Annotated in this window: 22 protein-coding genes; 7 read left to right on the top strand and 15 right to left on the bottom strand. The window is 71.3% G+C overall.

Features of this window, described 5'->3' with window-relative positions:
* Positions 1-28: 28 nt before the first annotated feature.
* Positions 29-1369 carry a crotonyl-CoA carboxylase/reductase gene (gene ccrA, locus QP939_RS03030; protein ID WP_285454979.1) on the bottom strand — a complete coding sequence of 447 codons (1341 nt, stop codon included), beginning with the start codon at positions 1367-1369 and terminating at the stop codon, positions 29-31.
* A gap of 205 nt (positions 1370-1574) precedes the next feature.
* Here ccrA and QP939_RS03025 point away from each other — a divergent pair, with 205 nt between their 5' ends.
* Positions 1575-1943: an SPW repeat domain-containing protein gene (locus QP939_RS03025; RefSeq protein ID WP_285454977.1), complete on the top strand. Its 369-nt coding sequence runs from the start codon at positions 1575-1577 to the stop codon at positions 1941-1943.
* Positions 1944-1962: 19 nt separating this feature from the next.
* The gene (locus QP939_RS03020; RefSeq protein WP_285454975.1) at positions 1963-2535 is read left to right on the top strand and encodes a TetR/AcrR family transcriptional regulator; all 573 of its coding nucleotides are present in this window, start codon (positions 1963-1965) and stop codon (positions 2533-2535) included.
* Positions 2536-3085: 550 nt separating this feature from the next.
* Here the strand turns inward: QP939_RS03020 and mce are convergent.
* Positions 3086-3541 carry a methylmalonyl-CoA epimerase gene (gene mce / locus QP939_RS03015; RefSeq protein WP_285454974.1) on the bottom strand — a complete coding sequence of 152 codons (456 nt, stop codon included), beginning with the start codon at positions 3539-3541 and terminating at the stop codon, positions 3086-3088.
* Between the two features lie 137 nt (positions 3542-3678).
* Between mce and QP939_RS03010 the strand changes: the two genes are divergently transcribed.
* The 3 genes from QP939_RS03010 (at position 3679) to QP939_RS03000 (ending at position 6825) form a co-directional block, all read left to right on the top strand.
* The gene (locus QP939_RS03010) at positions 3679-4866 is read left to right on the top strand and encodes an acetyl-CoA C-acetyltransferase (RefSeq protein ID WP_285454973.1); all 1188 of its coding nucleotides are present in this window, start codon (positions 3679-3681) and stop codon (positions 4864-4866) included.
* Positions 4867-5832 (top strand): methylmalonyl Co-A mutase-associated GTPase MeaB, encoded by a 966-nt coding sequence (gene meaB / locus QP939_RS03005; RefSeq protein ID WP_285454972.1) that lies wholly within the window; start codon positions 4867-4869, stop codon positions 5830-5832.
* A gap of 270 nt (positions 5833-6102) precedes the next feature.
* A complete protein-coding gene (locus tag QP939_RS03000; protein ID WP_285454971.1) occupies positions 6103-6825 on the top strand; it encodes a peptidylprolyl isomerase in 723 nt (240 codons plus the stop codon).
* Positions 6826-6880: 55 nt separating this feature from the next.
* On the opposite strand, the gene pdxR is transcribed toward QP939_RS03000, so the two are convergent.
* Complete coding sequence (pdxR, locus tag QP939_RS02995; protein ID WP_285454970.1) at positions 6881-8263, bottom strand: MocR-like pyridoxine biosynthesis transcription factor PdxR; 1383 nt, start codon at positions 8261-8263, stop codon at positions 6881-6883.
* 46 nt (positions 8264-8309) lie between these two features.
* Between pdxR and QP939_RS02990 the strand changes: the two genes are divergently transcribed.
* Positions 8310-8771: a carboxymuconolactone decarboxylase family protein gene (locus QP939_RS02990; RefSeq protein ID WP_285454969.1), complete on the top strand. Its 462-nt coding sequence runs from the start codon at positions 8310-8312 to the stop codon at positions 8769-8771.
* Positions 8768-9505: an isocitrate lyase/PEP mutase family protein gene (locus QP939_RS02985; RefSeq protein WP_285454968.1), complete on the top strand. Its 738-nt coding sequence runs from the start codon at positions 8768-8770 to the stop codon at positions 9503-9505. Before QP939_RS02990 ends, QP939_RS02985 begins: the two co-directional genes overlap by 4 nt.
* A 72-nt stretch (positions 9506-9577) precedes the next feature.
* On the opposite strand, the gene QP939_RS02980 is transcribed toward QP939_RS02985, so the two are convergent.
* From QP939_RS02980 to QP939_RS02925, 12 genes are all read right to left on the bottom strand, one after another.
* On the bottom strand, positions 9578-11185 hold the full coding sequence (locus QP939_RS02980; protein ID WP_285454967.1) for a monocarboxylic acid transporter: 1608 nt from the start codon (positions 11183-11185) through the stop codon (positions 9578-9580).
* Positions 11182-11529, bottom strand: a complete 348-nt coding sequence (locus QP939_RS02975) for a DUF485 domain-containing protein (protein ID WP_285454965.1) — start codon at positions 11527-11529, stop codon at positions 11182-11184. Before QP939_RS02975 ends, QP939_RS02980 begins: the two co-directional genes overlap by 4 nt.
* A gap of 71 nt (positions 11530-11600) precedes the next feature.
* Positions 11601-13325, bottom strand: a complete 1725-nt coding sequence (locus QP939_RS02970) for a sodium/solute symporter (protein ID WP_285454964.1) — start codon at positions 13323-13325, stop codon at positions 11601-11603.
* A 112-nt stretch (positions 13326-13437) separates the two neighbouring features.
* The gene (locus QP939_RS02965; RefSeq protein WP_285454963.1) at positions 13438-13788 is read right to left on the bottom strand and encodes a hypothetical protein; all 351 of its coding nucleotides are present in this window, start codon (positions 13786-13788) and stop codon (positions 13438-13440) included.
* 91 nt (positions 13789-13879) lie between these two features.
* Positions 13880-14635, bottom strand: a complete 756-nt coding sequence (locus tag QP939_RS02960; protein ID WP_285454962.1) for a LytR/AlgR family response regulator transcription factor — start codon at positions 14633-14635, stop codon at positions 13880-13882.
* Positions 14632-15684: a sensor histidine kinase gene (locus QP939_RS02955; protein WP_285454961.1), complete on the bottom strand. Its 1053-nt coding sequence runs from the start codon at positions 15682-15684 to the stop codon at positions 14632-14634. The genes QP939_RS02960 and QP939_RS02955 overlap by 4 nt, the downstream gene beginning before the upstream one ends.
* 38 nt (positions 15685-15722) lie before the next feature.
* Positions 15723-16418 (bottom strand): hypothetical protein, encoded by a 696-nt coding sequence (locus QP939_RS02950; protein ID WP_285454960.1) that lies wholly within the window; start codon positions 16416-16418, stop codon positions 15723-15725.
* Between the two features lie 200 nt (positions 16419-16618).
* Positions 16619-17614 carry an ABC transporter substrate-binding protein gene (locus QP939_RS02945; protein WP_285454959.1) on the bottom strand — a complete coding sequence of 332 codons (996 nt, stop codon included), beginning with the start codon at positions 17612-17614 and terminating at the stop codon, positions 16619-16621.
* 30 nt (positions 17615-17644) lie between these two features.
* The gene (locus QP939_RS02940; protein WP_285454958.1) at positions 17645-18694 is read right to left on the bottom strand and encodes an ABC transporter permease; all 1050 of its coding nucleotides are present in this window, start codon (positions 18692-18694) and stop codon (positions 17645-17647) included.
* Positions 18691-19455 carry an ATP-binding cassette domain-containing protein gene (locus QP939_RS02935; RefSeq protein ID WP_285454957.1) on the bottom strand — a complete coding sequence of 255 codons (765 nt, stop codon included), beginning with the start codon at positions 19453-19455 and terminating at the stop codon, positions 18691-18693. Before QP939_RS02935 ends, QP939_RS02940 begins: the two co-directional genes overlap by 4 nt.
* A complete protein-coding gene (locus QP939_RS02930) occupies positions 19452-20489 on the bottom strand; it encodes a class I mannose-6-phosphate isomerase (protein WP_285454956.1) in 1038 nt (345 codons plus the stop codon). Before QP939_RS02930 ends, QP939_RS02935 begins: the two co-directional genes overlap by 4 nt.
* Positions 20486-21469 carry a LacI family DNA-binding transcriptional regulator gene (locus tag QP939_RS02925; RefSeq protein WP_285454955.1) on the bottom strand — a complete coding sequence of 328 codons (984 nt, stop codon included), beginning with the start codon at positions 21467-21469 and terminating at the stop codon, positions 20486-20488. Before QP939_RS02925 ends, QP939_RS02930 begins: the two co-directional genes overlap by 4 nt.
* Positions 21470-21762: the final 293 nt, after the last annotated feature.

Genomic DNA, 21762 nt, shown 5'->3' with positions numbered 1-21762 from the left:
GGGGAGCCGCCCCCGGCGCCGTCGCGGATCAGGCGCCGCGGAAGGCGTTGATCCCCTCGATGTGCTTCGCGCGCTTCTCTTCGTCGCGCACGCCGAGGCCCTCCTGCGGGGCCAGGGCGAGCACGCCGACCTTGCCCTGGTGGGCGTTGCGGTGGACGTCGAGGGCGGCCTGCCCGGTCTCTTCGAGCGAGTAGGTCTTCGACAGCGTCGGGTGGATCAGGCCCTTCGCGATCAGCCGGTTCGCCTCCCAGGACTCGCGGTAGTTCGCGAAGTGGGAGCCGATGATCCGCTTGAGGTTCATCCACAGGTAGCGGTTGTCGTACTGGTGCATGTACCCGGACGTCGAGGCGCAGGTGACGATCGTGCCGCCCTTGCGCGCGGCGTAGACGGACGCGCCGAAGGTCTCCCGGCCCGGGTGCTCGAACACGATGTCCGGGTCCTCGCCGCCGGTCAGCTCGCGGATCTTCGCGCCGAAGCGCTGCCACTCCTTCGGGTCCTGCTCGGCGTCGTTCTTCCAGAACTTGTAGCCCTCGGCGCTGCGGTCGATGATCAGCTCGGCGCCGAGCTTGCGGCAGATCGCGGCCTTCTCCGGGCTGGAGACGACGCACACCGGGATCGCGCCGCCGTTCAGCGCGTACTGCGTCGCGTAGGAGCCGAGGCCCCCGGAGGCGCCCCAGATCAGGACGACGTCACCCTGCTTCATGTCCGCGCCGTTGCGCGAGACGAGCTGGCGGTAGGCGGTCGAGTTGACCAGCCCGGGGGAGGCGGCCTCTTCCCAGGTCAGGTGGTCCGGCTTCGGCATCAGCTGGTTGGCCTTGACCAGCGCGATCTCGGCGAGGCCGCCGAAGTTCGTCTCGAAGCCCCAGATCCGCTGCTCGGTGTCGAGCATCGTGTCGTTGTGCCCGTCGGGGCCCTCGAGCTCGACGTTCAGGCAGTGCGCGACGACCTCGTCGCCCGGCTTCCAGTTGTGCACGCCGACACCGGTCCGCAGCACGACGCCGGACAGGTCCGAGCCGACGACGTGGTAGGGCAGGTCGTGCCGCTTGGCCAGCGGCGAGAGCTTCCCGTACTTCTTGAGGAACTTGAACGTGGGGATCGGCTCGAAGATCGACGTCCACACGGTGTTGTAGTTGATGGCGCTGGCCATCACGGCGACGAGCGCCTCGCCCGGCCCCAGCTCGGGGACGGGGACGTCGTCGACGTGCAGGGACTTGCGCGGGTCCTTGTCCCGGCTCTCGAGGCCCTCGAACATGTCGACCTCGTCGGCGTGCACGGTCACCCCGCGGTAGCTCTCGGGCACGGGCAAGGACCCGACCGCGGCGGACTCGCCGTTCAGGATGGCCTGCTGGATCTCGCCGAGCTGCGTCATCGGTTCCTCCGCGGAGATGGGGGTCAACGGCGTTGGCGGCAGAAATTACTCGCCGGTAACTCGCGTCCACAACTGTACGAGACGGAGGGCACGATTACACGCCGAACTGTGACCGACGAATCTTGACCGGCTGGCCAGTCAAGCGGATCATCGATGGCGGGTACACCCACCCGACCAGCAGTTTCACCGACGGAGGTGAGCACGAATGAGTGAAGTCTCTACGCGCGCATGGGCCCGGCCCCACGATTGGGCCGAGGTCGTCATCGGGGTGGTCGCCGCTCTTTCACCCCTTTGGCTGAGCACGGACACGACCGCGATGTGGACGATGGTCATCTTGGGTGCCCTGATCGCCCTCGACGGCCTGGTCTCGCTGGCGATGCCGGGCATGGTCTACGGCGAAGGCATCCAGATCGCGCTCGGCGTGCTGCTCTTCATCGCGCCGTGGGTGATGGGGTACACCGAGTTCAACGGCGCGTCCTGGACGTCCTGGATCGCCGGGGTGCTGACGGTCATCGCCGGCGCGGCAGCGATGCCGGTCGCGAACGCCGCGCACCGCACGGCAGGGCAGCACTGACCGACCAGGAGGCACCGGAATGACCGAGGATTCGGCGAAGGAGCGCATCCTCTGCGCCGCCGAGGCGCTCTTCGCCGAGTCCGGCTTCGACGCCACCCCGACCTCCCGCATCGCGGAGCAGGCCGGGGTCCCGAAGGGGCTGGTGCACTACTACTTCCGGCACAAGTCGGACCTGCTGACGGCGCTGGTCGAGCGCCTGCCCGACGAGCGCATCGAGCCGGCGGTGGTCGTCGTCCCCGGCGACCTGGCGGGCAGCCTGCGGCGGCTGGTCCGCGAGCTCGACCACCGCTTCAGCCGATCATTGGGGCTCTCGCACCTGCTGTGGCGCGAGGCCGACACCCACCACGTGGTCCGCGACGCGCTGCACGAGCGCTTCCAGATCCTGGTCCGCCAGGTGAGGGCGGTGATCGTGGCGGCAACGGGCGGCGGGCTGCCGCCCGCGGATGTCGAGCGAGCGTCGGGGCTGCTGGCCCGAGCGGTCAGCCACCGCCACGCGACGGCCCGCCATTCGGAGGACGACCTGCCCGCCGAGTTCGACGGCGAGCTGACGTTCATCGCGGACGCGCTCGCCTCGAAGGCAGCGCCTGCGTAGAGGGAGGCTGGGCGCCGCGGCTGTGCGGGCGACCGCAGGCCGCGGCGCCGAGTCATGTGGCCGCGCGGGGGAGGCTGGCGGCGCGGATGCCCTGGGCCAGGCCAGCCGCGCCTGAGGCAGCCGCGCGGTACCGTGCGCGAGGTTGCCCGCATGGCCGCAGCGCCAAGGCCGCCCGTACGGCCGCGGGGCCGAGGCTGCTTGACCTGCCGCCTGAGGCGCCCGCGTGTCGCGCCGGGGCAACCCGCAGCAACCGCGCCGAGATTGGCCGCGTGGCTCGCCCGGCCGCCCGCCGCGCGGCGAGGCCGCGCGCGGCTGGGGAGGCACCGGCTTGGGCCCATGCGGCCGTGGTGCGCCGAGACCACCCGCCGTGCGGAGAGGTCGCGGCTGGCACACCCGGCCCTGGCCCGCGCGGCCGCCGCAGCGCCGAGGTCGCATCGCGGAGCGACGAGCCACCCGCTCGGCGCTCAGCGATCGCTCACCCGCGCCGGTTCTTGTCACGGCCGTGCGCCCTCCGGGCGGCGAAGTCCTTACGCCGGAACGGTTCCGTCGCTCAGTGGCTCGCGCCGTCCTTGGCCGGTTCCACCAGTTCCACCAGCACTCCTCCCGCGTCCTTCGGGTGGACGAAGTTCACCCGGCTGTTCGACGTTCCTCGCTTGGCCGCGTCGTACAGCAGGCGCAAGCCCTGCTCGCGCAGCGCTGCCGCCGCCGCGTCCACATCGGACACGCGGTACGCCAGCTGCTGCAGACCCGGGCCGCTCTTCGCCAGGAACTTGCCGATCGCCGAGTCGTCTCGCAGCGGGGCCAGGAGCTGGATCTGCGTCTCCGTGCCCGCCGTTCCCGGGGCGCGCAGCATCGCTTCCCGCACCCCCTGCTCCTCGTTCACCTCCTCGTGCGCCACTTCCAGGCCGAAGTGCGTGCGGTGGAACTCGATGGCCGCGTCCAGGTCCGGGACCGCGATGCCGACGTGGTCGATGGCCGTCACGAACGGCCGCAGGGCGTCATTCATGGAGGCAGGATAGGGGGCCCTCGGCGGGCGGCGAGCCGGAATCGTCGCGTGCCTCGGCTCACACTGGCTCCATCAAGATGGCCGCCCTCCGGGTATGGTCGAAAAAACTGCCCATGCGCCGAAGCTTGGAGGACGCCGTGTCCGGTTCCGTGATCCTGGGTGCCGCCCGTACGCCGATCGGGCGCCTGCTCGGATCCCTCAAGGACTTCACGGGGGCACAGCTGGGCGGGGTCGCGATCAAGGCGGCCCTCGAACGCGCCGGGGTCTCCCCGGACGCCGTGCAGTACACGATCATGGGCCAGGTGCTCACCGCCGGCGCCGGCCAGATCCCGGCCCGCCAGGCCGCCGTCGCCGCCGGCATCCCGATGAGCGTGCCCGCCCTGACGATCAACAAGGTCTGCCTCTCCGGCCTCGACGCCATCGCGCTCGCCGACCAGCTGATCCGGGCCGGCGAGTTCGACCTCGTCGTCGCCGGCGGCCAGGAGTCGATGACCCAGGCGCCGCACCTGCTGCCCAAGTCCCGCTCCGGCTACAAGTACGGCGACACCAGCCTCGTCGACCACATGGCCCACGACGGCCTTTTCTGCGCCTTCGACCAGGTCGCCATGGGCGCCTCGACGGAGAAGTACAACTCCCGCTACGGCCTCACCCGCGAGCAGCAGGACGCCTTCGCCGCCCGCTCCCACCAGCGCGCCGCCGAGGCCATCAAGAACGGCTACTTCGCCGACGAGATCGCGCCCGTCTCCATCCCGCAGCGCAAGGGCGACCCCGTGGTGTTCGACACCGACGAGGGCGTCCGCGCCGACACCACCGCCGAAGGCCTCGCCAAGCTGCGCCCCGCCTTCGCCTCCGACGGCACCATCACCGCGGGCTCGGCCTCGCAGATCTCCGACGGCGCCGCCGCGGTCGTCGTCGCCAGCAAGGCCAAGGCCGAGGAGCTCGGCCTCACGCCGCTCGCCGAGATCGGCGCGCACGGGGTCGTCGCCGGGCCGGACGCGAGCCTGCACGAGCAGCCCTCGAACGCCATCCTCGCCGCGCTGGCGAAGGCGAACCTCACCGCCGACGCGCTCGACCTCGTCGAGATCAACGAGGCCTTCGCCGCCGTCGGGCTCGTCTCCACCGAGAAGCTCGGCCTCGACCCGGAGAAGGTCAACGTCAACGGCGGTGCCATCGCCCTCGGCCACCCGATCGGCGCCTCCGGTGCCCGCCTCGCCGTGCACCTCATCCACGAGCTGCGCCGCCGCGGTGGCGGGCTCGGCGCGGCCGCGTTGTGCGGTGGCGGCGGCCAGGGCGACGCCCTGCTGCTGCGCGTGCCCGGCGCGTAAGTGGCCGGTGCACTCGACCTCGACGAGCTGGTCGGCCGCGCGCGGGACGGGCAACCCCGTGCCGTCGCGCGGCTGCTCTCGCTCGTCGAGGACGCCCACCCCCGCGTCGCCGAGATCGCGCGGGCGCTGACCCCGCACACCGGGCGGGCCCGGGTCGTCGGGCTCACCGGGCCGCCGGGCGTCGGCAAGTCGACTTCGACTTCGGCGCTGCTCACCGCCTTGCGCGCGGAGGGCAAGCGGGTCGGCGTGCTCGCCATCGACCCGTCTTCGCCGTTTTCGGGCGGGGCACTGCTCGGCGACCGGATCCGGATGACCGAGCACGCCACCGACCCCGGCGTGTTCATCCGCTCGATGGCCACGCGCGGGCACCTCGGCGGGCTCTCGTGGGCGACCCCGCAGGCGGTCCGCGTGCTCGACGCCGCCGGGTTCGACGTGGTGCTCATCGAGACCGTCGGCGTCGGTCAGTCCGAAGTGGACGTCGTGAAGCTCGCCGACACCACGGTGGTGCTGCTCGCGCCCGGCATGGGCGACGGCATCCAGGCCGCCAAGGCCGGGGTGCTCGAGATCGCCGACGTCTTCGTCGTGAACAAGGCCGACCGCGAGGGCGCCGACGCCACGGTGCACGACCTCAAGCAGATGATTTCCTTGGCCCGCCGGGAAATCCGGGGACCGAGCTGGCGGCAGCCGATCGTGCGGACCGTCGCGGCGAAGGGCGAGGGCGTCGACGACCTGGTGCGCGCGCTGGCCGAACACCACGACTGGCTCGTCGCCCACGACGAGCTGACCCGGCGCCGCTCGGCGCGGGCGCGCGACGAGGTCGAAGCCATCGCCGTGCGGCGATTGCGCGCGGAGCTCGCGGACTTGCGCGGCGGGGACCGGCTGGCCCAAGTGGCCGAGCGGGTCGTGGCGCGGGAGATCGACCCCTTCGCCGCCGCCGACGAGCTGATCGCCGACCTTCGGCACTAGCGCGCCCGCGATCCGCCGGAGCAACCTGCGCGGAAACCTCGCCGCCGCAACGATTCTCGCTCGCAGTCCCATGTCTTCCCCCTTCGCCGGTGCGGCGGTTTGCCGCTTGCTCGCCATCGTGCTCCGGGGGTCCGACAATTTCCGGGGTGCGGGCGCCGAGGTTCACCCGACCGGCTGACATGGACGACTTTCGCCGGTTCTGACTGTCGGTGGTGGGTCATAGACTGCGGGACGCTCCGAGACCGGGCGATCACTGGGAGGGCGTGCAGGATGAAGAGAACACTGGTCACCGCGTTGGCGGCGGGCGCGTTGTTCGTGGGCGGCACCGGCGTCGCGGCCGCGGCCGACACGCCGCCGAAGACGGCGCACGGGCCTTGCCAGTACACCGAAACCCCGGACGAGCCGCCCGCGCGGCCGGTGCCGCTGCCGCCCGACCCGCGGCACACACCGAGCCACGGCAAGGTCGACGTCGCGGTCCCGACCAGCCAGGGCGCGCTGCCGCTGCGGCTGGACCGCGCGAAGGCCCCGTGCACGGTGCAGAGCTTCCTGCACCTCGCGCGGCACCGGTTCTACGACCACACCGTGTGCCACCGGCTGACGGCCTACCCGACGTTGAAGGTCTTGCAGTGCGGCGATCCGACGGCGACCGGGGAAGGTGGGCCGGGGTACAAGTACCAGGACGAGCTGCCGGTCGACCTGCCGCCCGCCCCGACCGATCCGACCGGCGCCCGGCGGGTCTACGCGCGCGGGTTGCTGGCGATGGCCAACGCGGGGCCGGACACGAACGGCTCGCAGTTCTTCGTGGTGTACGGCGATTCCGCGCTGCGGCCGAACTACACGGTGTTCGGGACGGTCGGTGCCGAAGGGCTGGCGACGCTCGACAAGGTGGCCGCCGGCGGGATCCAGCCGACCGCCGAAGATCCCGCGCCGGTCGACGGCACACCGGTGCTGCGCACGGAACTGCTCCGCGTGCGGCCGGGCTGCTGGTTCTGACGGCTACCGCGGGCTGCCCTCCGGCCGGAAGGCAGCCCGCGGCAAGGAATTCGAGTCAGGCGGTGATCTCCCACAGAGCCTCCACCAACGTCTGGGTCGCGGACGCGAACGCGTGCTTCGGCGTCGCCGCGTAGCCGACGATCAGGCCGCCCGGGCCGTCCGGGGTCATCCACTGGCCCGACAGCCCTTCGATGCCGATCGAGCGGCGGCGGCAGGCCGCCAGTGCCGTCGCCTCCGACGGGCCGTCCGGCGGGAGCATCAACAGGAGGTGCAAGCCCGCCGCGATGCCCCGGGGGCGCACCGAGTCCGGCAAAGCCGCCAGCAGGCGAGCGCGGCGGCCGCGGTACTCCGCCCGGCTGCGGCGGACGTGCCGGTCGTACGCGCCCGAGTCGATCAGCTCGGCCAGCGTCAGCTGGTTCAGCACCGCCGGACGCGACCCGCTGTCGGCCATCGCCGCGCGGACCGGCTCCACCAGGGACCGCGGCAGCACCAGCCACGCCAACCGCAGCGCCGGGGCCATCGTCTTGCTCGCCGTGCCCGCGTACACCACCCGTTCCGGCGCCAGCGCCTGCAACGCGCCCACCTGCTGGTTGTCGAAGCGGAACTCGCCGTCGTAGTCGTCTTCCAGCACGAACGCGCCCGACTCGGTCGCCCAGCGGGCCAGCGCCGCCCGGCGGGGCGGGGCCAGTGTCACGCCCGTCGGGTACTGGTGGGCAGGCGTGACGACGACCGCCGGACTGTCCACTGCGGACACGTCGAGGCCGTGCTCGTCGACGTCCACGCCGACGATCCGCGGGCCCTGCGCCGCCGCGATCGACCGGTACATCGCCAACGACGGGTTCTCGAACGCCATCTCGTCCACGCCCAACCCGGACAGGGCGCGGGAAAGCACCGCGATCGCGTGCGAATACCCGTGGCACACCACGATCCGCGCCGGATCGGCGACCACCCCGCGGGTGCGGGCGAGGTAGCCCGCGAGCGTGTCGCGCAGCTCGGGCGCGCCCATCGCCGCCTCGTACCCGAACGCCGCCGCCGGGGTGCGCAGCAACGCGCGGCGCGTCGCCGTGATCCACGCCTGGCGGGGGAACGCCGTCAGGTCCGGGCGGCCCGGCCGCAGGTCCCAGCGTGGGGCCGGCTCGCGGGGTGCCTGGCGCGGAGCGGATTGGGGGAGCGAACCCGCCGTCGCCACCCGGGTCGGCGCGCCCTGGGCCGTGCGCAGGTAGCCCTCGGCGGCGAGGTCCGCGTACACGCGCGTGACCGTGCCGCGGGCGATGCCCAGGTCGTGGGCCAGCGCGCGGGTCGAAGGCACCGCCGCGCCCGGCTGCCAGCGGCCCTCGCGGATGGCCGTGCGGATCGCCGTCGCGAGGCCCGCGCGGCCGCTCGAAGGGTGCCAGTCGAGGTGGACGTCCAAGCCCGGACTGGACCACGAATCCGTCATGAGACTGGACCATACTCGTGGGCCAGTTCGGGCTAGCGTCGATCACATGACGAAGCGAATCGCGCTCGCGGGCGCTCCCGAGCTCTACCAGGCGATGGCGAACCTGCAGGCGGAGGTCAACAAGGCCGGTGCCAACGCCGGGCTCGACCCGAAACTGCTGGAACTGGTGAAAATGCGCGCGTCGCAGATCAACGGCTGCGCGTACTGCCTCGACATGCACGCGCGCGACGCGCTGGAGCTGGGCGAGTCGCCGCGGCGGCTGTTCGTGCTCGACGGCTGGCGCGAGACCGACCTGTTCACCGAGCAGGAGCAGGCCGCCCTCGCTCTCGCCGAGGCGATGACCAAGCTGCCGGTCACCCAGGCCGTCCCCGACGACGTCTACGAGGAGGCGACGCGGGTGCTCACCGAGGATCAGTACCGCGCCGTCGCGTGGGAGGTCATCGCGATCAACAGCTGGAACCGGATGACCATCACCAGCCACACGCCGCTCCCGAAGCGCGACGCATGACCGCCGCCGCGCTCAAGGCCCTGCACGTCCCCGGCAAGCCTCTGGTGCTGGCGAACGTGTGGGACGCCGACACGGCCAAGCTCGTCGAGGCCGCCGGGTTCCCCGCGATCGCGACCAGTTCGGTCGCCGTCGCGGCCGCGCTCGGGTTCGCCGACGGCGAGCGGGCGCCCGCCGGGGAGATGTTCGCCGCGGCCGCCCGGATCGCGAACGCCGTGGGCGTCCCGCTCACCGTCGACGCCGAGTCGGGCTACGGCCTCTCCGGCGCCGAGCTGGCCGGACGGCTGCTCGACGCGGGCGCGGTCGGCTGCAACTTCGAGGACACCGACCACGCCACCGGCCAGGTGCGGGCCGTCGCCGAGCAGGCACAACGCATCGCCGCCCTGCGTGAAGCGGCTGGTGACGGCTTGGTGATCAACGCTCGTGTCGACTCCTTCCGCGGCGTCGACGCGAAGGAGGCGCTGTCCGACGGCGTCGCGCGGGCGAAGGCGTACCTCGAGGCGGGCGCGGACTGCGTCTACCCGATCCACCTGCGTTCGCCGGAGCTGCTCGCGGAGTTCGTGCAGGGTGTCGGCGGGGCCGTCAACGCGCCCGTGTGGCCCGGCGGTCCGGGTCTGGAAGGCCTCGCGGAACTGGGAGTGGCGAGGGTTTCGCTCGGCGGCGGGCTGTGGGACCACCTGCGCAAGCAGTTCGAAAAGACCGTCGCGGCCGTGGCCGGAGGAAAGCTGCCGTACTGACCGGGGAAATGGCCGAAGGCCGCCTCGAGGGGATCGGGAACACCCTCGCGGCGGCCTTCGGTGTCGGGGGAGCTAGTGGACGACGGCCTTCTCGGCGCCCGCCCCGGTCAGGGACCGGACCTCCATCTCGGCGTACTTCTTCTCGTCGTGCTCCTTGGACAGGACCGTGCCCAGCCAGCCCAGGATGAACGCCGCCGGGATCGAGACGATGCCCGGGTTGCTCAGCGGGAACCAGGCGAAGTCCGCGGTCTTGATCATCGACGTGCTCTTGCCGGACACCGCCGGCGAGAACACGATCAGCACGATCGTGATGGCCAGGCCGCCGTAGATCGACCACAGCGCGCCCTGGGTGTTGAACCGCTTCCAGAACAGCGAGTACAGGATCGTCGGCAGGTTTGCCGACGCCGCCACCGCGAACGCCAGCGCGACCAGGAAGGCGACGTTCTGCCCGTTGGCCAGGATGCCGCCGCCGATGGCGAGGGCGCCGATCACCAGCGCGGTGATCCGGGCGACCTTGACCTCGGAGTCCGGCGACGTCTTGCCCCGCTTGACGACGTTCGCGTAGACGTCGTGTGCGAAGGACGCCGACGCCGTGATCGTCAGGCCGGCGACCACCGCGAGGATCGTCGCGAAGGCGACCGCGGAGATCAGGCCCAGCAGCACCGGCCCGCCCAGTTCGAGCGCGAGCAGCGGCGCCGCGGAGTTCACCCCGCCCGGGGCCTTCTTGATCGTGTCCGGCCCGACGAGCGCACCGGCGCCGTAGCCGAGCACCAGCGTGAACAGGTAGAACACGCCGATCAGCACGATCGCCCAGACCACCGAGCGACGCGCGTCGCGCGCGGTCGGCACGGTGTAGAAGCGCATCAGCACGTGCGGCAGACCCGCGGTGCCCAGGACCAGCGCGATGCCGAGGGAGAAGAAGTCCAGTTTGGACGTCCCGTTGGTGCCGTACTGCTTGCCCGGGCCGAGCAGCGTCTCACCCGCCTTGCCTGCCTTGTCGACGGCGGCCTGCAGCAGGCTGGAGAAGTTGAAGCCGTACTTGCCGAGCACCCACAGCGTCATCGCGAGCGCGCCGGCGATGAGCAGCGCGGCCTTGATGATCTGCACCCAGGTGGTGCCCTTCATGCCGCCGATCAGGACGTAGGCGATCATGATCACGCCGACCACGGCGATCACCAGCGCCTGCGCCCCGGAGCCTTCGACGCCGAGCAGCAGCGCGACGAGGCCGCCCGCGCCCGCCATCTGCGCGAGCAGGTAGAAGAACGACACGATCAGCGTCGACGTCGCGGCCGCGGCCCGCACCGGGCGCTGCTTCATCCGGAACGCGAGGACGTCGCCCATCGTGAACTTGCCGGTGTTGCGCAGCAGTTCCGCCACCAGCAGCAACGCGACCAGCCACGCGACCAGGAAGCCGATCGAATAGAGGAAGCCGTCGTAGCCGTTGATGGCGATCGCGCCCGCGATGCCCAGGAACGACGCCGCCGACAGGTAGTCACCCGAGATCGCGATGCCGTTCTGCGGGCCGGTGAACGCGCGGCCGGCGGCGTAGTAGTCCGACGCCGTCTTGGAGTTGCGGCTGGCCCGGAACACGATCACCAGCGTGATGATCACGAAGAGGGCGAAGATGCCGATGTTGAGGAGCGGGCTGCTGCCTTCCACGCCCGCGGCGAGCGTTTTCATGCCTGCTCCTTCTCGATGTCGTCGCGGATCTTCTCGGCCACCGGGTCGAGCTTCCGGTTGGCGTAGCGGACGTACAGCCCGGTGATGACGAACGTCGAGACGAACTGCAGCAGGCCGAAGACCAGGCCGACGTTGATGTTGCCGAACAGCTTCGTGCTCATGAAGCCGTGCGCGTAGTCGGCGAGCAGGACGTACAGCAGGTACCAGAGGAGGAACAGCGCCGTCATCGGGAAGACGAACCGGCGCAGGCGGCTGCGCAGTTCACGGAACTCTGTGCTGTCGTGCGCCTGTTCCCAGATGGTTTGAGAGGTGTCCGGGGGGCCACCGGTGTCTGTCGTGCTCATCGCTGCTCCCTCGCGACGCTGCGGAAAGTGACCTGCGACACCGTAGGGACGGGTGAGTCTCGTGTGAAGATTCAGCGGTTCAACAGCCGGGCGAGACGACGAACGGTTGACGAACGGTCGCGCGGTCCGGTCGAACGGGGCTCGTCCAGGTGCAGGCGCAGCATCGCGGCCGTCGACCAGGTGGGAGGCCTGCCTCGCAAGGAGACCAGCGCCATTACGCCGAATGCCAGCGGTACCGACCAGGGTGCCGGTTGCTGCACCAAGATCGCCACCCAGCCGTGCAGCTCGGGTCCGGCGAGCGCGAACAAGATCGACCCGGACGACGCGACGAGCCCGGTCAGCACGCCCGCGATACCACCGGCCGCCGTCAGCCGCGACCACCAGATGCCGAGCACCAGCAGCGGGCAGAACGTCGATGCGGCCACCGTGAAGCCCCACGTGACGAGCACCCCGGCGTCGAGTTCGGCCGACTGCAAGGCCAGCAGAACCATGGCACCCGCGACGGCGAACACCGCGATCCGCAGCCGTCGCAGCCCGCCGGGCACGAGGTCGTGCGCGATGGCGCCGGACATCACCAGCAGCAGGCCGAGGGACGTCGCCAGGAACGCGGCGAACGCGCCCGCCGTCAGCAGCGCCGTGAACAGGCCGCCCGCCCAGCCACTGTCCACTTGGTACGGCAGCGCGACGACCACGGTGTCGGTCGCGCCGGAGAGGTAGAGGCCGGGCACGAGGACGCGGCCGAGCACGCCGTACACGCCGGGGAAGAGGTAGAAGACGCCGAGCAGGGCGACGGTGATCGCGGCGGTGCGGCGCGCGGCGCGGCCGTCGGGGCTGGTGTGGAAGCGCATGAGCACATGGGGGAGGCCCATCGTGCCGAGCATGGTCGCGATGAGCACGGCCCAGGTGCCGAGCAGCGGGTAACCCTGGTCGCCGAGGTCGAGCAGTGGACGTTGCCAGTCGGCGCCGCCGAGGGGCGCACCGCCGCGGACCGACGGCACCGCCGCGCCCGCGCCGAACACGACGTCGTCCTGGCTGTGCGCGGTGAACTCGCCCGGTGGCAGGGTCTCGGCGACGCCGTTGCGCCGCACGGTGGTCGGTTCGCGGATCTCCATGGTGACGTCGACTTCGAACCGCACCGGAGTGTCGCGGGCGAAGTGGGTGAACTCCACCGGGTGCAGCGCGTCGGCCCGGTTGACCGCGCCCGCCTGCAGCACCAGCCAGATCGCCGGGACGAGGAACAGCAGCAGTTTCAGCACGAACTGGAACGCCTGCACGTACGTCGCCGCGCGCATCCCGCCGAGCGCGAGGGTGACGCTGACCGCGGCGCCGGCCAGCACGACGCCGACCCAGTACTGCGTGCCGCCGACGGCGGTCAGCACCAGCCCGGCGGTGCGGAACTGCGGGACGACGTAGATGGTGCCGATGACCAGCACGACGACGGCGGTGAGCCGGCGCAGCGCGGGGGAGTTGAGCCGGGCTTCGGCGAAGTCGGGGACGGTCAGCGCGCCGGAGCGGCGCATGGGCGCGGCGACCAGCACGAGCATCGCGATGTAGCCCGCGGTGAAGCCGACGGGGTACCAGAGGGCGCCGATGCCGTCCTTGACGACGAGCCCGGCGACGCCGAGGAAGGAGGCCGCGGACAGGTATTCGCCGGAGACGGCGGCGGAGTTGACCAGCGGCGAGATCCGGCGGGACGCGACGAGGAAGTCGGAGGTCGTGCGCATCGCGGCGACCCCGCGGACGCCGATGAGCAGCGTCACGAGCACAACGGGGGTGACGGCGAGCGCGACGCCCACTATCCGACTCCGCCCACGGCAAGCGCCCCAAGGCGGCCTTGGGTGCGTGTGACGCAACCAAGGCCGCCTTGGGTGCGTGTGACGCACCGAAGGCCACATTGGGGCGCTCGGGTCATCGGTCGTCCTCGAGGCGCTCGGCGCGGCGGAGCTGCCAGCGGGCCAGCAGGGCCATCGCCGGGTACGGGAGGACCGCGATCATCAGCCAGGACACCGGGATGTCCAGCAGCCGCACGGTGTCCAGGCCCGGGAAGAGTGCGAATACGCCGGGCAGGCCGAGGAGGAGCGCGAACATCAGGACAAGCGCGGGGACACCGCGGCGCCGTTGCGCGCGGTAGAGAGCGGTGGCGCGCTGGGTGTCGCTCGCGGGGAGGCGGGGTTGCCGCCAGCGGTGGCGCGACCGGCGGCGCGCGTGGGCGAGGCGGGTCTGCGGGCTGGTCACGGCCACACGGCGGATCTTGCTCATCGCGGGCCTCGCCGGAGTGGGGCGGCGGGCGGCATCCCGGGCTTGGCCAGGCTACGGCGGCTCATTCTGGGTGCGGCCGAGGTCGGGCGGCTCATCGCGGACCCGAACCGAGCTGGCCGCGCTGGGCGGCCTCCAGCAACCGGTCCCGCAGGTCGCGCGCATGACGACGGCTCACCGGAACATCACCGGCCTCCGTGTGCGCCAGCAACCCGCCCGCGCTGTCGCTTCGCAGCTCCAGCACCGCGCCCACCGCGAGCAGGAACCCGCGGTGCACCCGGCTGAACCCCGTTCCCTCCCAGTACTCCTCCAACCGCGAGATCGGCATCCGCACCAGATGCACCCCGCCCCGCGTGTGCAGCCGGACGTAATCCCCATGTGCCTCGACGAACAGCACGTCGTCACGCCGGACGTACCGCGTGCGGCCGCCCGACTCCACCGGCAGCGCCGCCATCGCGTCCGGCGTGGCACGCGGTGCGGGCGTCGCCATTCGCGTCACCTTGGCCAATGCCGCCGACAGCCGCTCCGCGCGGACCGGCTTCAGCAGGTAGTCCACCGCTCCGATGCCGTACGCCGTCACCGCGTGGCCGTCGTGGGCCGTCACGAACACGATCACCGGCGGCTCGCTCAGCTTCGCCAGCAACGATGCCAGTTCGAGGCCGTCGAGGCCCGGCATCGAGATGTCGAGGAACACCGCGTCGAACCGGTCCGCCTGAAGCAGCTTCAACGCCTTCAGCGCGTCGCCCGCGCCGACTACTTCGCCGACTTCGGGTGCTTCGCGCAGCATCGTGCACAACTCGTCGAGCGCCGGGGGCAGGTCGTCGACGGCGAGGACGCGCAGGCCCGTCACGGCAGCACCCCCGGCTGGAACCGCGGCACCCGCACGATCACCCGCGTTCCCGCGTCGACCTCGGTTTCCACCGTCAACCCGTACCAGGCGCCGTACACGTCCCGCAGCCGTCTGTCCACATTGGCCAGTCCGAGCCCGGCGGGGTCGTCGTCGCCGGTGCGGCCGGCCAGGATGTCCGCCGCCCGCTTGGGGTCCATGCCGACGCCGTCGTCCTCGACGAAGATCACGCAGTCGTTCCCTTCCGCCTGGCCGTGCACCTGGACGAAGCCGGTGCCCGACCGCGGCTCGATGCCGTGCCGGATCGCGTTCTCCACCAACGGTTCCAGGACGAGGTACGGCACCGCGACGGCGAGGATCTCCGGCGCCACCCGCACCTGCACGCGCAGCCGTTCGCCGAGCACCGCCCGCTGCAGCGCCAGGTACGTCTCGATCGCGCGGAACTCCTCGGCCACCACCGTGTACTCGCCGTGGCGCGCCAGGCTGTAGCGCGTGTAGTCGGCGAAGTCGAGCATGAGGTCGCGGGCGCGGTCCGGGTCCGAGCGCACCAGCGACGCGATCACCGTCAGTGCGTTGTAGACGAAGTGCGGCGACATCTCCGCCCGCAACGCCCGCAACTCCGCCTGCGCCGCCTGTTCCGCCGACGCCTCGAGCCGCGCGCGTTCGAGCGCCCGCACGACCAGGTCGGCGGCCTGGGCCGCGACGGCGTCCCGGACGTCGCCGACGACCAGCAGCGCCCCGGCCAGCTCGTCGCGGACGTGCAGCGGCAGCACGAGCACGTCCGGTGCGGAACCCGGCTCTTCGGTGTGCAGCACGCCGTCGAGCACCGTCGCCACGACCGCGTCCGGCCCGGGGCGTCCCGACCACAGCAGCGATCCCGACAGGTCCGTGAGCCCCAGCCCCGGGAATCCGAACAGGCGACGCAGACCGTGCGCGGCGCGGCGGGCGCGGGTGCCCGAGAGGCCGTCGCGCAGGTCGTCGGTGATCCGGCGGGCGGCGGCGAGCACCGGCAGCGGGTCGGCGCGGGACGCCGGGCGCAGGTGCACGGTCATCGGGCCTCCCCTCGGCGGCTGGGAGGTAGATCCTACGGCTACGTCGGCTCCTGGCGGTCGGCCAGCACCTGGGCGTGGCGGCGGAAACGGCGCCACGTCCGGTAGTCGTCGAGCGCCGTGACCGGGGCCAGCAGCCGCGCGTCGGCGGGGTACGGCCGGTCCGGCAGCGAGATCCAGCCCGTCGTGCGGGTCTCCTTCACGGCCACCGGCACCGGCCGGAACGTCCTCGGGTCGAGGCCGTCGCTGTGCCGGACGACCTCGTCGAAGAACCACGCCGACGTGATCAGCGCCAGCACCCCGCGTGACGACTTGAGCGCCTCCTTCAGCGGCGCGGCCTCCAGCAGCCGGAACGTCTGGTTGATCGCCGGCGCGGTGACGCCGTGGTCGTCGTAGGCCACCTCGCCCGCGTGCAGCGCCATCCGCAGCCGGATCCGGGCCTCGGCGTGGTGGGTCCGGTTGTGCCGGTGCAGCGCCACGGCCAGTGCGGTGGGCAAGAACTCGACGAAAGGTCCTTTCGGGATCTGCGGTGGGGCGAGGACGAAGACGCCGTCGCCGCAGTCCTCACGACGGCAGTCCGCCCAGGGGACGCCGGCGTCGTCGAACGCCCGGCACAGCGCGCGGTACAGCCCGTCGCGCAGTGCCAGGCGGTGTGGTGTCGTCCTGCGTTGGTCGCCGTAGCCCTCGACGTCCACGGCGAAGATCGTCCGGTGCAAAGCCGGCCGTTCGTAGTTCATCGCACCCTCCCTGCGATCATGCATGTGCCAATGCATGTGCAGATGAGTGTGACGGGGGACACCCGGCTGGGGGAATGGTGCTTGCGGTGAACGGTGCCATCACGGCGGTGACCGGCAGCCGCTGATCACCGGCGGCGAACTCGCACGTCAGGGCCCCGCGACCGGTGCGCACACCACTCGCAGGGCCCTGACGGACGAGCTCAGCAGGACTGCTTGTAGAAGTACTGCGCGTTGGCGTCCATGTCCGCCTTGGTGATCGAGTGCAGCTGCGCGGTCAGGTTCCGCGTCACCGGCTTGCCCTCGATGGCCGCGACGGCCTGCTGGACGCCCTGGGTGCCGATCGACGCCGGGTCCTGGGCGATCAGGGCCTGGTACTGGCCGTTCTTCAGGCCCTCGACCTCGGACGGGCTGGCGTCGAAGCCGATCAGGTTCACCGCGCCGACCTTGCCCGCGTTGCGCAGACCCGTCGCCGCGCCTTCACCGGTGTTGAGGTTGGTCGCGAAGACGCCGATCAGGTCGGGCGTCGACGACAAGGCCGCGGTGACCTTCGCGGCGGCCTGCTCCGGCTCGTTCTGGGTGAACTGGATGCCGATCGACTTCAGGTTCGGGGTGTTCTTCAGCTCGTCCTCGAAGCCCTTCGCGCGGGCCGCGGTGGTGGACGTGCCCGCGATCGTGTCGAGGACCAGCACCGAGCCGCTCTTGCCGTTCGCGAGCTTCGCCATCGTCTGCGCGGCGAGCTTGCCGCCCGCGGCGTTGTCCGACGAGATGGACGAGACGGCGACACCGGTGTCCTTGAGCGCGGTGTCGACCTCGACGATCTTCGTGCCGCGTGCCTTCACCTGCTGGATTGGGGCCAGCATCGCGGTGTCGTCGGTCGGGGCGATGAGCAGCGCCGCCGGCGGGTTCGCGCCGAGCGCGTTGACCAGCTGGGTCTGCAGCGGGGCGTCGAACTTCTGCGGCGCCTGCGTGGTCAGCTCGTAGCCGAGCTTCTTCGCCTCGGCCTCCGCGCCGCACTGCAGCGAGATGTAGAACGGCTCGGCCTGGACGCCCGGGATCAGGGCCAGCTTCTTGCCGCCGGTCGGCTGGGCCGAGTCACCGGACCCGGTCTGCCCCACCGTGCCGGAGCCGCACGCGGTGAGCAGCGCGGCGGCGGAGACCACGGCACCCATGGCGGTGAGGGTCTTGGTCAGCTTCATTCGTAAGCACCTCTTTGTACTCGGGGGAACTCAGCGGGAGTTGCGGCGACGGCGGCGTCGCTGGTCGAACCAGACCGCGGCGACCAGGACCCAGCTGACGATGAACATCTGCCAGAAGTCCTGGACGTGGATGATGTTGAAGCCCTTGCGCAGCACCGCGGGGATGAAGACCCCGATCACCGTGCCCAGGATCGTGCCGACGCCGCCGAAGAGGCTCGTCCCGCCCATCACGACCGCGGCGATGGCGTTGAGGTTGTCGGTGGTGTGCCCGGAGATGGTGGTCGAGTTGTAGTAGGCCAGCGACAGGAACCCGGCGATCCCGGCCAGGAACCCGGTCAGCGTGTACACCTTCAGCAGGTGCGCGGTGACGCCGATGCCCGCGCGCCGCGCGCCTTCGGCGTTCGAGCCCACCGCGAAGGTGTACCGGCCGAACTTGGTCGTCCGCAGCAGCCAGGCACCGATGAGGGTGATCACGATCGCCACGATCACCAGGTTCGGCACCACGCCGAAGGACGTGCCGTACCCGAGGGTCTGGGTGAGCGCGGTCGGCACGGTGCGCAGGTCCGAACCGCCGTTGAGGAGGTAGGCGGTGGCCAGCGCGGCGCCCATCGTGCCGAGGGTGACGATCAGCGCCGGGATCTTCGCCACGGCGACGAGGACCCCGTTGATCAGGCCCCAGATCGTGCCGGTGACCACGGCGACGAGGAGCCCGACGAGGATCACGCCCCAGCCCGCCTTCGACGCGTCGCCGCCGGACATCGCCTCCATCACCTTGCCCGCGACCATGCCCGCGAGGATCAGCACCGAGCCGACCGACAGGTCGATGCCGGAGGTGATGATCACGAACGTCATGCCGACGGACAGGATCAGCAGCACCGAGGATTCGATGAAGAGGGTCTGGAAGGTGAACAGGGTCGGGAAGCTGTCCGGCGCGATCGCGCTGAACAGCACGACGAGGGCGACGAGGACCAGCCCGATCCAGAACGTGTTGGCCTCGACCAGGCGCTTGCCCAGCGGCCGCTTGCCGAAGCCCGCCTCGGGCGACTCCTGAATATCCTTGGTGGGAGTGGACACGCTCACGCCGCCTCCTCCTGCACGAGTGCGCCGGTCATCGCGGCGACGAGGTCTTCGAGCTTCGTGTCCGCCCCGGCGAACCGGGCGACGCGCTTGCCGAGCCGCAGCACCTCGACGCGGTCGGCGACCGACAGCACCTCGGGCATGTTGTGGCTGATCAGCACGACCGCGATGCCCTTGTCGCGCACCTTCTTGATGACGTCGAGCACCCGCTCGCGCTGCACGACGCCCAGCGCCGCGGTCGGCTCGTCCATGAACACGACCTTCGACGCCCACACCACCGACCGCGCCACCGCGACGCTCTGGCGTTGCCCGCCCGACAGCGACCCGATCGGGACGTCGGTGCTCTGCAGCGTCACGCCGAGGCGCTGGAACTCCTCGACCGCCTGCCGCCGCATCTCGGCCTTGTCGAGCATGCCGAGCTTGCCGAGAATGCCCTTGCGGTGGATTTCCCGGCCCAGGAACAGGTTCGCGGCCGGGTCCAGCTCCGGCGCCACGGCCAGGTCCTGGTAGACGGTTTCGATGCCCATCCGCCGGGCGGTGGTCGGCGAGTCGAGGTGCACCTCGGCGCCGTCGAGGAGGATCTTCCCCGACGTCGGCTGCTCCGCGCCGGAGAGGCACTTGACCAAAGTGGACTTCCCGGCGCCGTTGTCGCCGATCAGCGCCGTCACCTCGCCCGCGCGGGCCTGGAACGACGCGCCGCGCAGGGCTTCGACCGACCCGTAGTGCTTGGTCAGGTCGACCGCCTCCAGCAGGACTTCGCTCATCCTCGCCTCCCTTCCGGCGCCGGCGGGCGGCAGCGGATCACCGTCGCGGTGCCGGACAGCTCGGTCTGGCCGGCGTCGAACGGCACCACGTACGTGTCGCCCTTCGCCAGCGGGCAGGTTCCGCCGTGTTCGGTGCGCAGCGTGCCTTCGCCGTCGAGGACGACGAGGACCGCGAACGACGGGTCCAATGACAACGTTGTCGCCTTGTCCGTGCGCAGCTGGTCGGCTCGGAAGAACCGCTCCGATCCGCCGGCCAGCAGGTCCACAGTGGACGCGCGGTCCCCGGCGGTGCGCTTGATGATGGTCTCGAGGCGCTCGGCGTCCCAGCCGGAGGTGTCCAGTGCCTCGATCGCGGTGTCGAAGCCCAGGCCGAGGTGGCCCTTCTCCGGCGACGCCAGGAAGTCACGCCACTCGATGGTCAGCGAGAAGTCGGTCGGCTGCTGCAGCTCGACGACGAACACGCCTTCGCCGATCGCGTGCGGCAGCCCGGCCGGGATGTAGACGGTGTCGCCCGCGGTCACCGGGATGCTGTTCAGCGCGCCCAGCATCGACGGCACGTCCTGCTCGCGCGTCCACTCGGAGACGGTCGCCTTGGACAGCGTTTCCTTGAAGCCGGGGTAGACGCGCGGGTCGTCGCCGTAGGTGCCGACCACGATCCACGCCTCGGTCTTGCCGAAGTGCGAGTCGAAGTGCCGCTTCGCGAACGCGTCGTCCGGGTGGAAGTGCACGGGCAGCCGCTGGCCCGCGTCGAGCAGCTTGACCAGCAGCCCGGTCGACGTCCCGAGCGCCTCGACGTGCTTGGCGCCGAGCCAGCCGTTCGGGTTCGCCTCGACGGCGTCGCGCAGCCACGCGCCGTCGGGCAGCCGGGTCAGGCCGTTGGTGTCCTGGCCGAACATGGTGCTCACGGAGGCGACCCAGTCCTCCGGGCCGAACTTCTTGTCCGAAGACGCGCCGCGCAGCGCCGCGATGGCGTCGCCCCCGCGGTAGAACTGCGGCGGCTGGTTGGCCGGGAGCCGGATGGGTTCGAGGGTCACGGGGCGACCTCACCGGAACCGCGGGCGACGAGATGCACGGGCAGGACTACCTTTCTGGGCGGGGACTGATCTCCTTGGACGCGCGCGAAGAGCAGTTCGGCCGCGGCGTGGCCGAGCGCGCTCACGTCGTGCGCGACGACGGTGACCGGCGGGTCGAGCAGGTCCGCCAGCTCGAAGTCGTCGAAGCCGACCATCGCCGGGCGGCGCTCGGTGTGGGCCAGCGCGCGCAGGACGTGCACGGCGACCCGGTTGTTGCCCGCGATCACCGCGGTGGCCGCGTCCGGGCCGTCCAGCAGGCGCTTCACGGCGTCGCCGATGTACTCCTGCGTCGGCGTGCGCATCGAGACGAGGGACTCGTCGTAGGAGATGCCGTTGCGGACGCAGCCCTCGCGGAAGCCGCGCAGGCGCTCGGCCGCGGTGAAGATGTCCGGGCTGTCCCCGAGGAAGGCGATCCGCCGGTGGCCGTGTTTCGCCAGGTGGGTGACGGCTTCGATGGTGCCGCCGAGGTTGTCGACCAGCACCGTGTCGGCCACGATGTCGCCGGCCGGGCGGTCGATGAACACCACCGGCGTGCCCGCGCGCATCTCCGGCACCAGGTAGCCGTGCTGCAGGCCGGCCGGGACGACGAGGATGCCGTCCACCCGCCGCGCGCAGAACTCCAGCACGAGCTCGCGCTCGCGGTCGGAGTTCTCCTCGGACGAGCCGGTGAGCACCTGGCGCCCGAACGACGTCGCGATGCGCTCGACCGCGCGGTTCAGCTCGGAGTAGAAGGGGTTGCCGACGTCCTCGACGATCAGCCCGATGGTGCCGGTGGTCGACCCGCGGCGCAGGTTGCGCGCGCCCAGGTTCCGCCGGAACCCCAGCTGCTCGATGGCCGCCATGACCCGCTCGGCGGTGTCCGGGTGCACCGCCGGTTCGTCGTTGACCACGCGCGAGACGGTCTTGATGCTGACGCCCGCCAGCCGGGCCACGTCGCTCATCGTGGCCCGCCTGCTCGCGGTGCGCGTGCTGCCGTCCCGGTCCCGGCCGGGTGGAGACAACGTTGTCATAGTGACCGGGATTGAACGCCAAGTCCCGGTGGCTTGTCAACGCCTTGCGCGTGGATTGTGCCGATTCGGCTACCGACGGCGTAGGGCAGACGGCTGATCACGCTGTCCGGAAGTGGACAGGTCTTGACGAGACCCCTTGACGGTCCGGTGAACCGCTGCCCAAGGTGACCCGGTTCGACCGACTGCGCGACAAGGTTGTCATTTCGGTCGCGCTGATGAGGTGG

The sequence above is a fragment of the Amycolatopsis nalaikhensis genome (assembly GCF_030264295.1).
GTDB lineage: Bacteria > Actinomycetota > Actinomycetes > Mycobacteriales > Pseudonocardiaceae > Amycolatopsis > Amycolatopsis nalaikhensis.
This window is presented reverse-complemented; position numbering and strand designations above follow the sequence as displayed.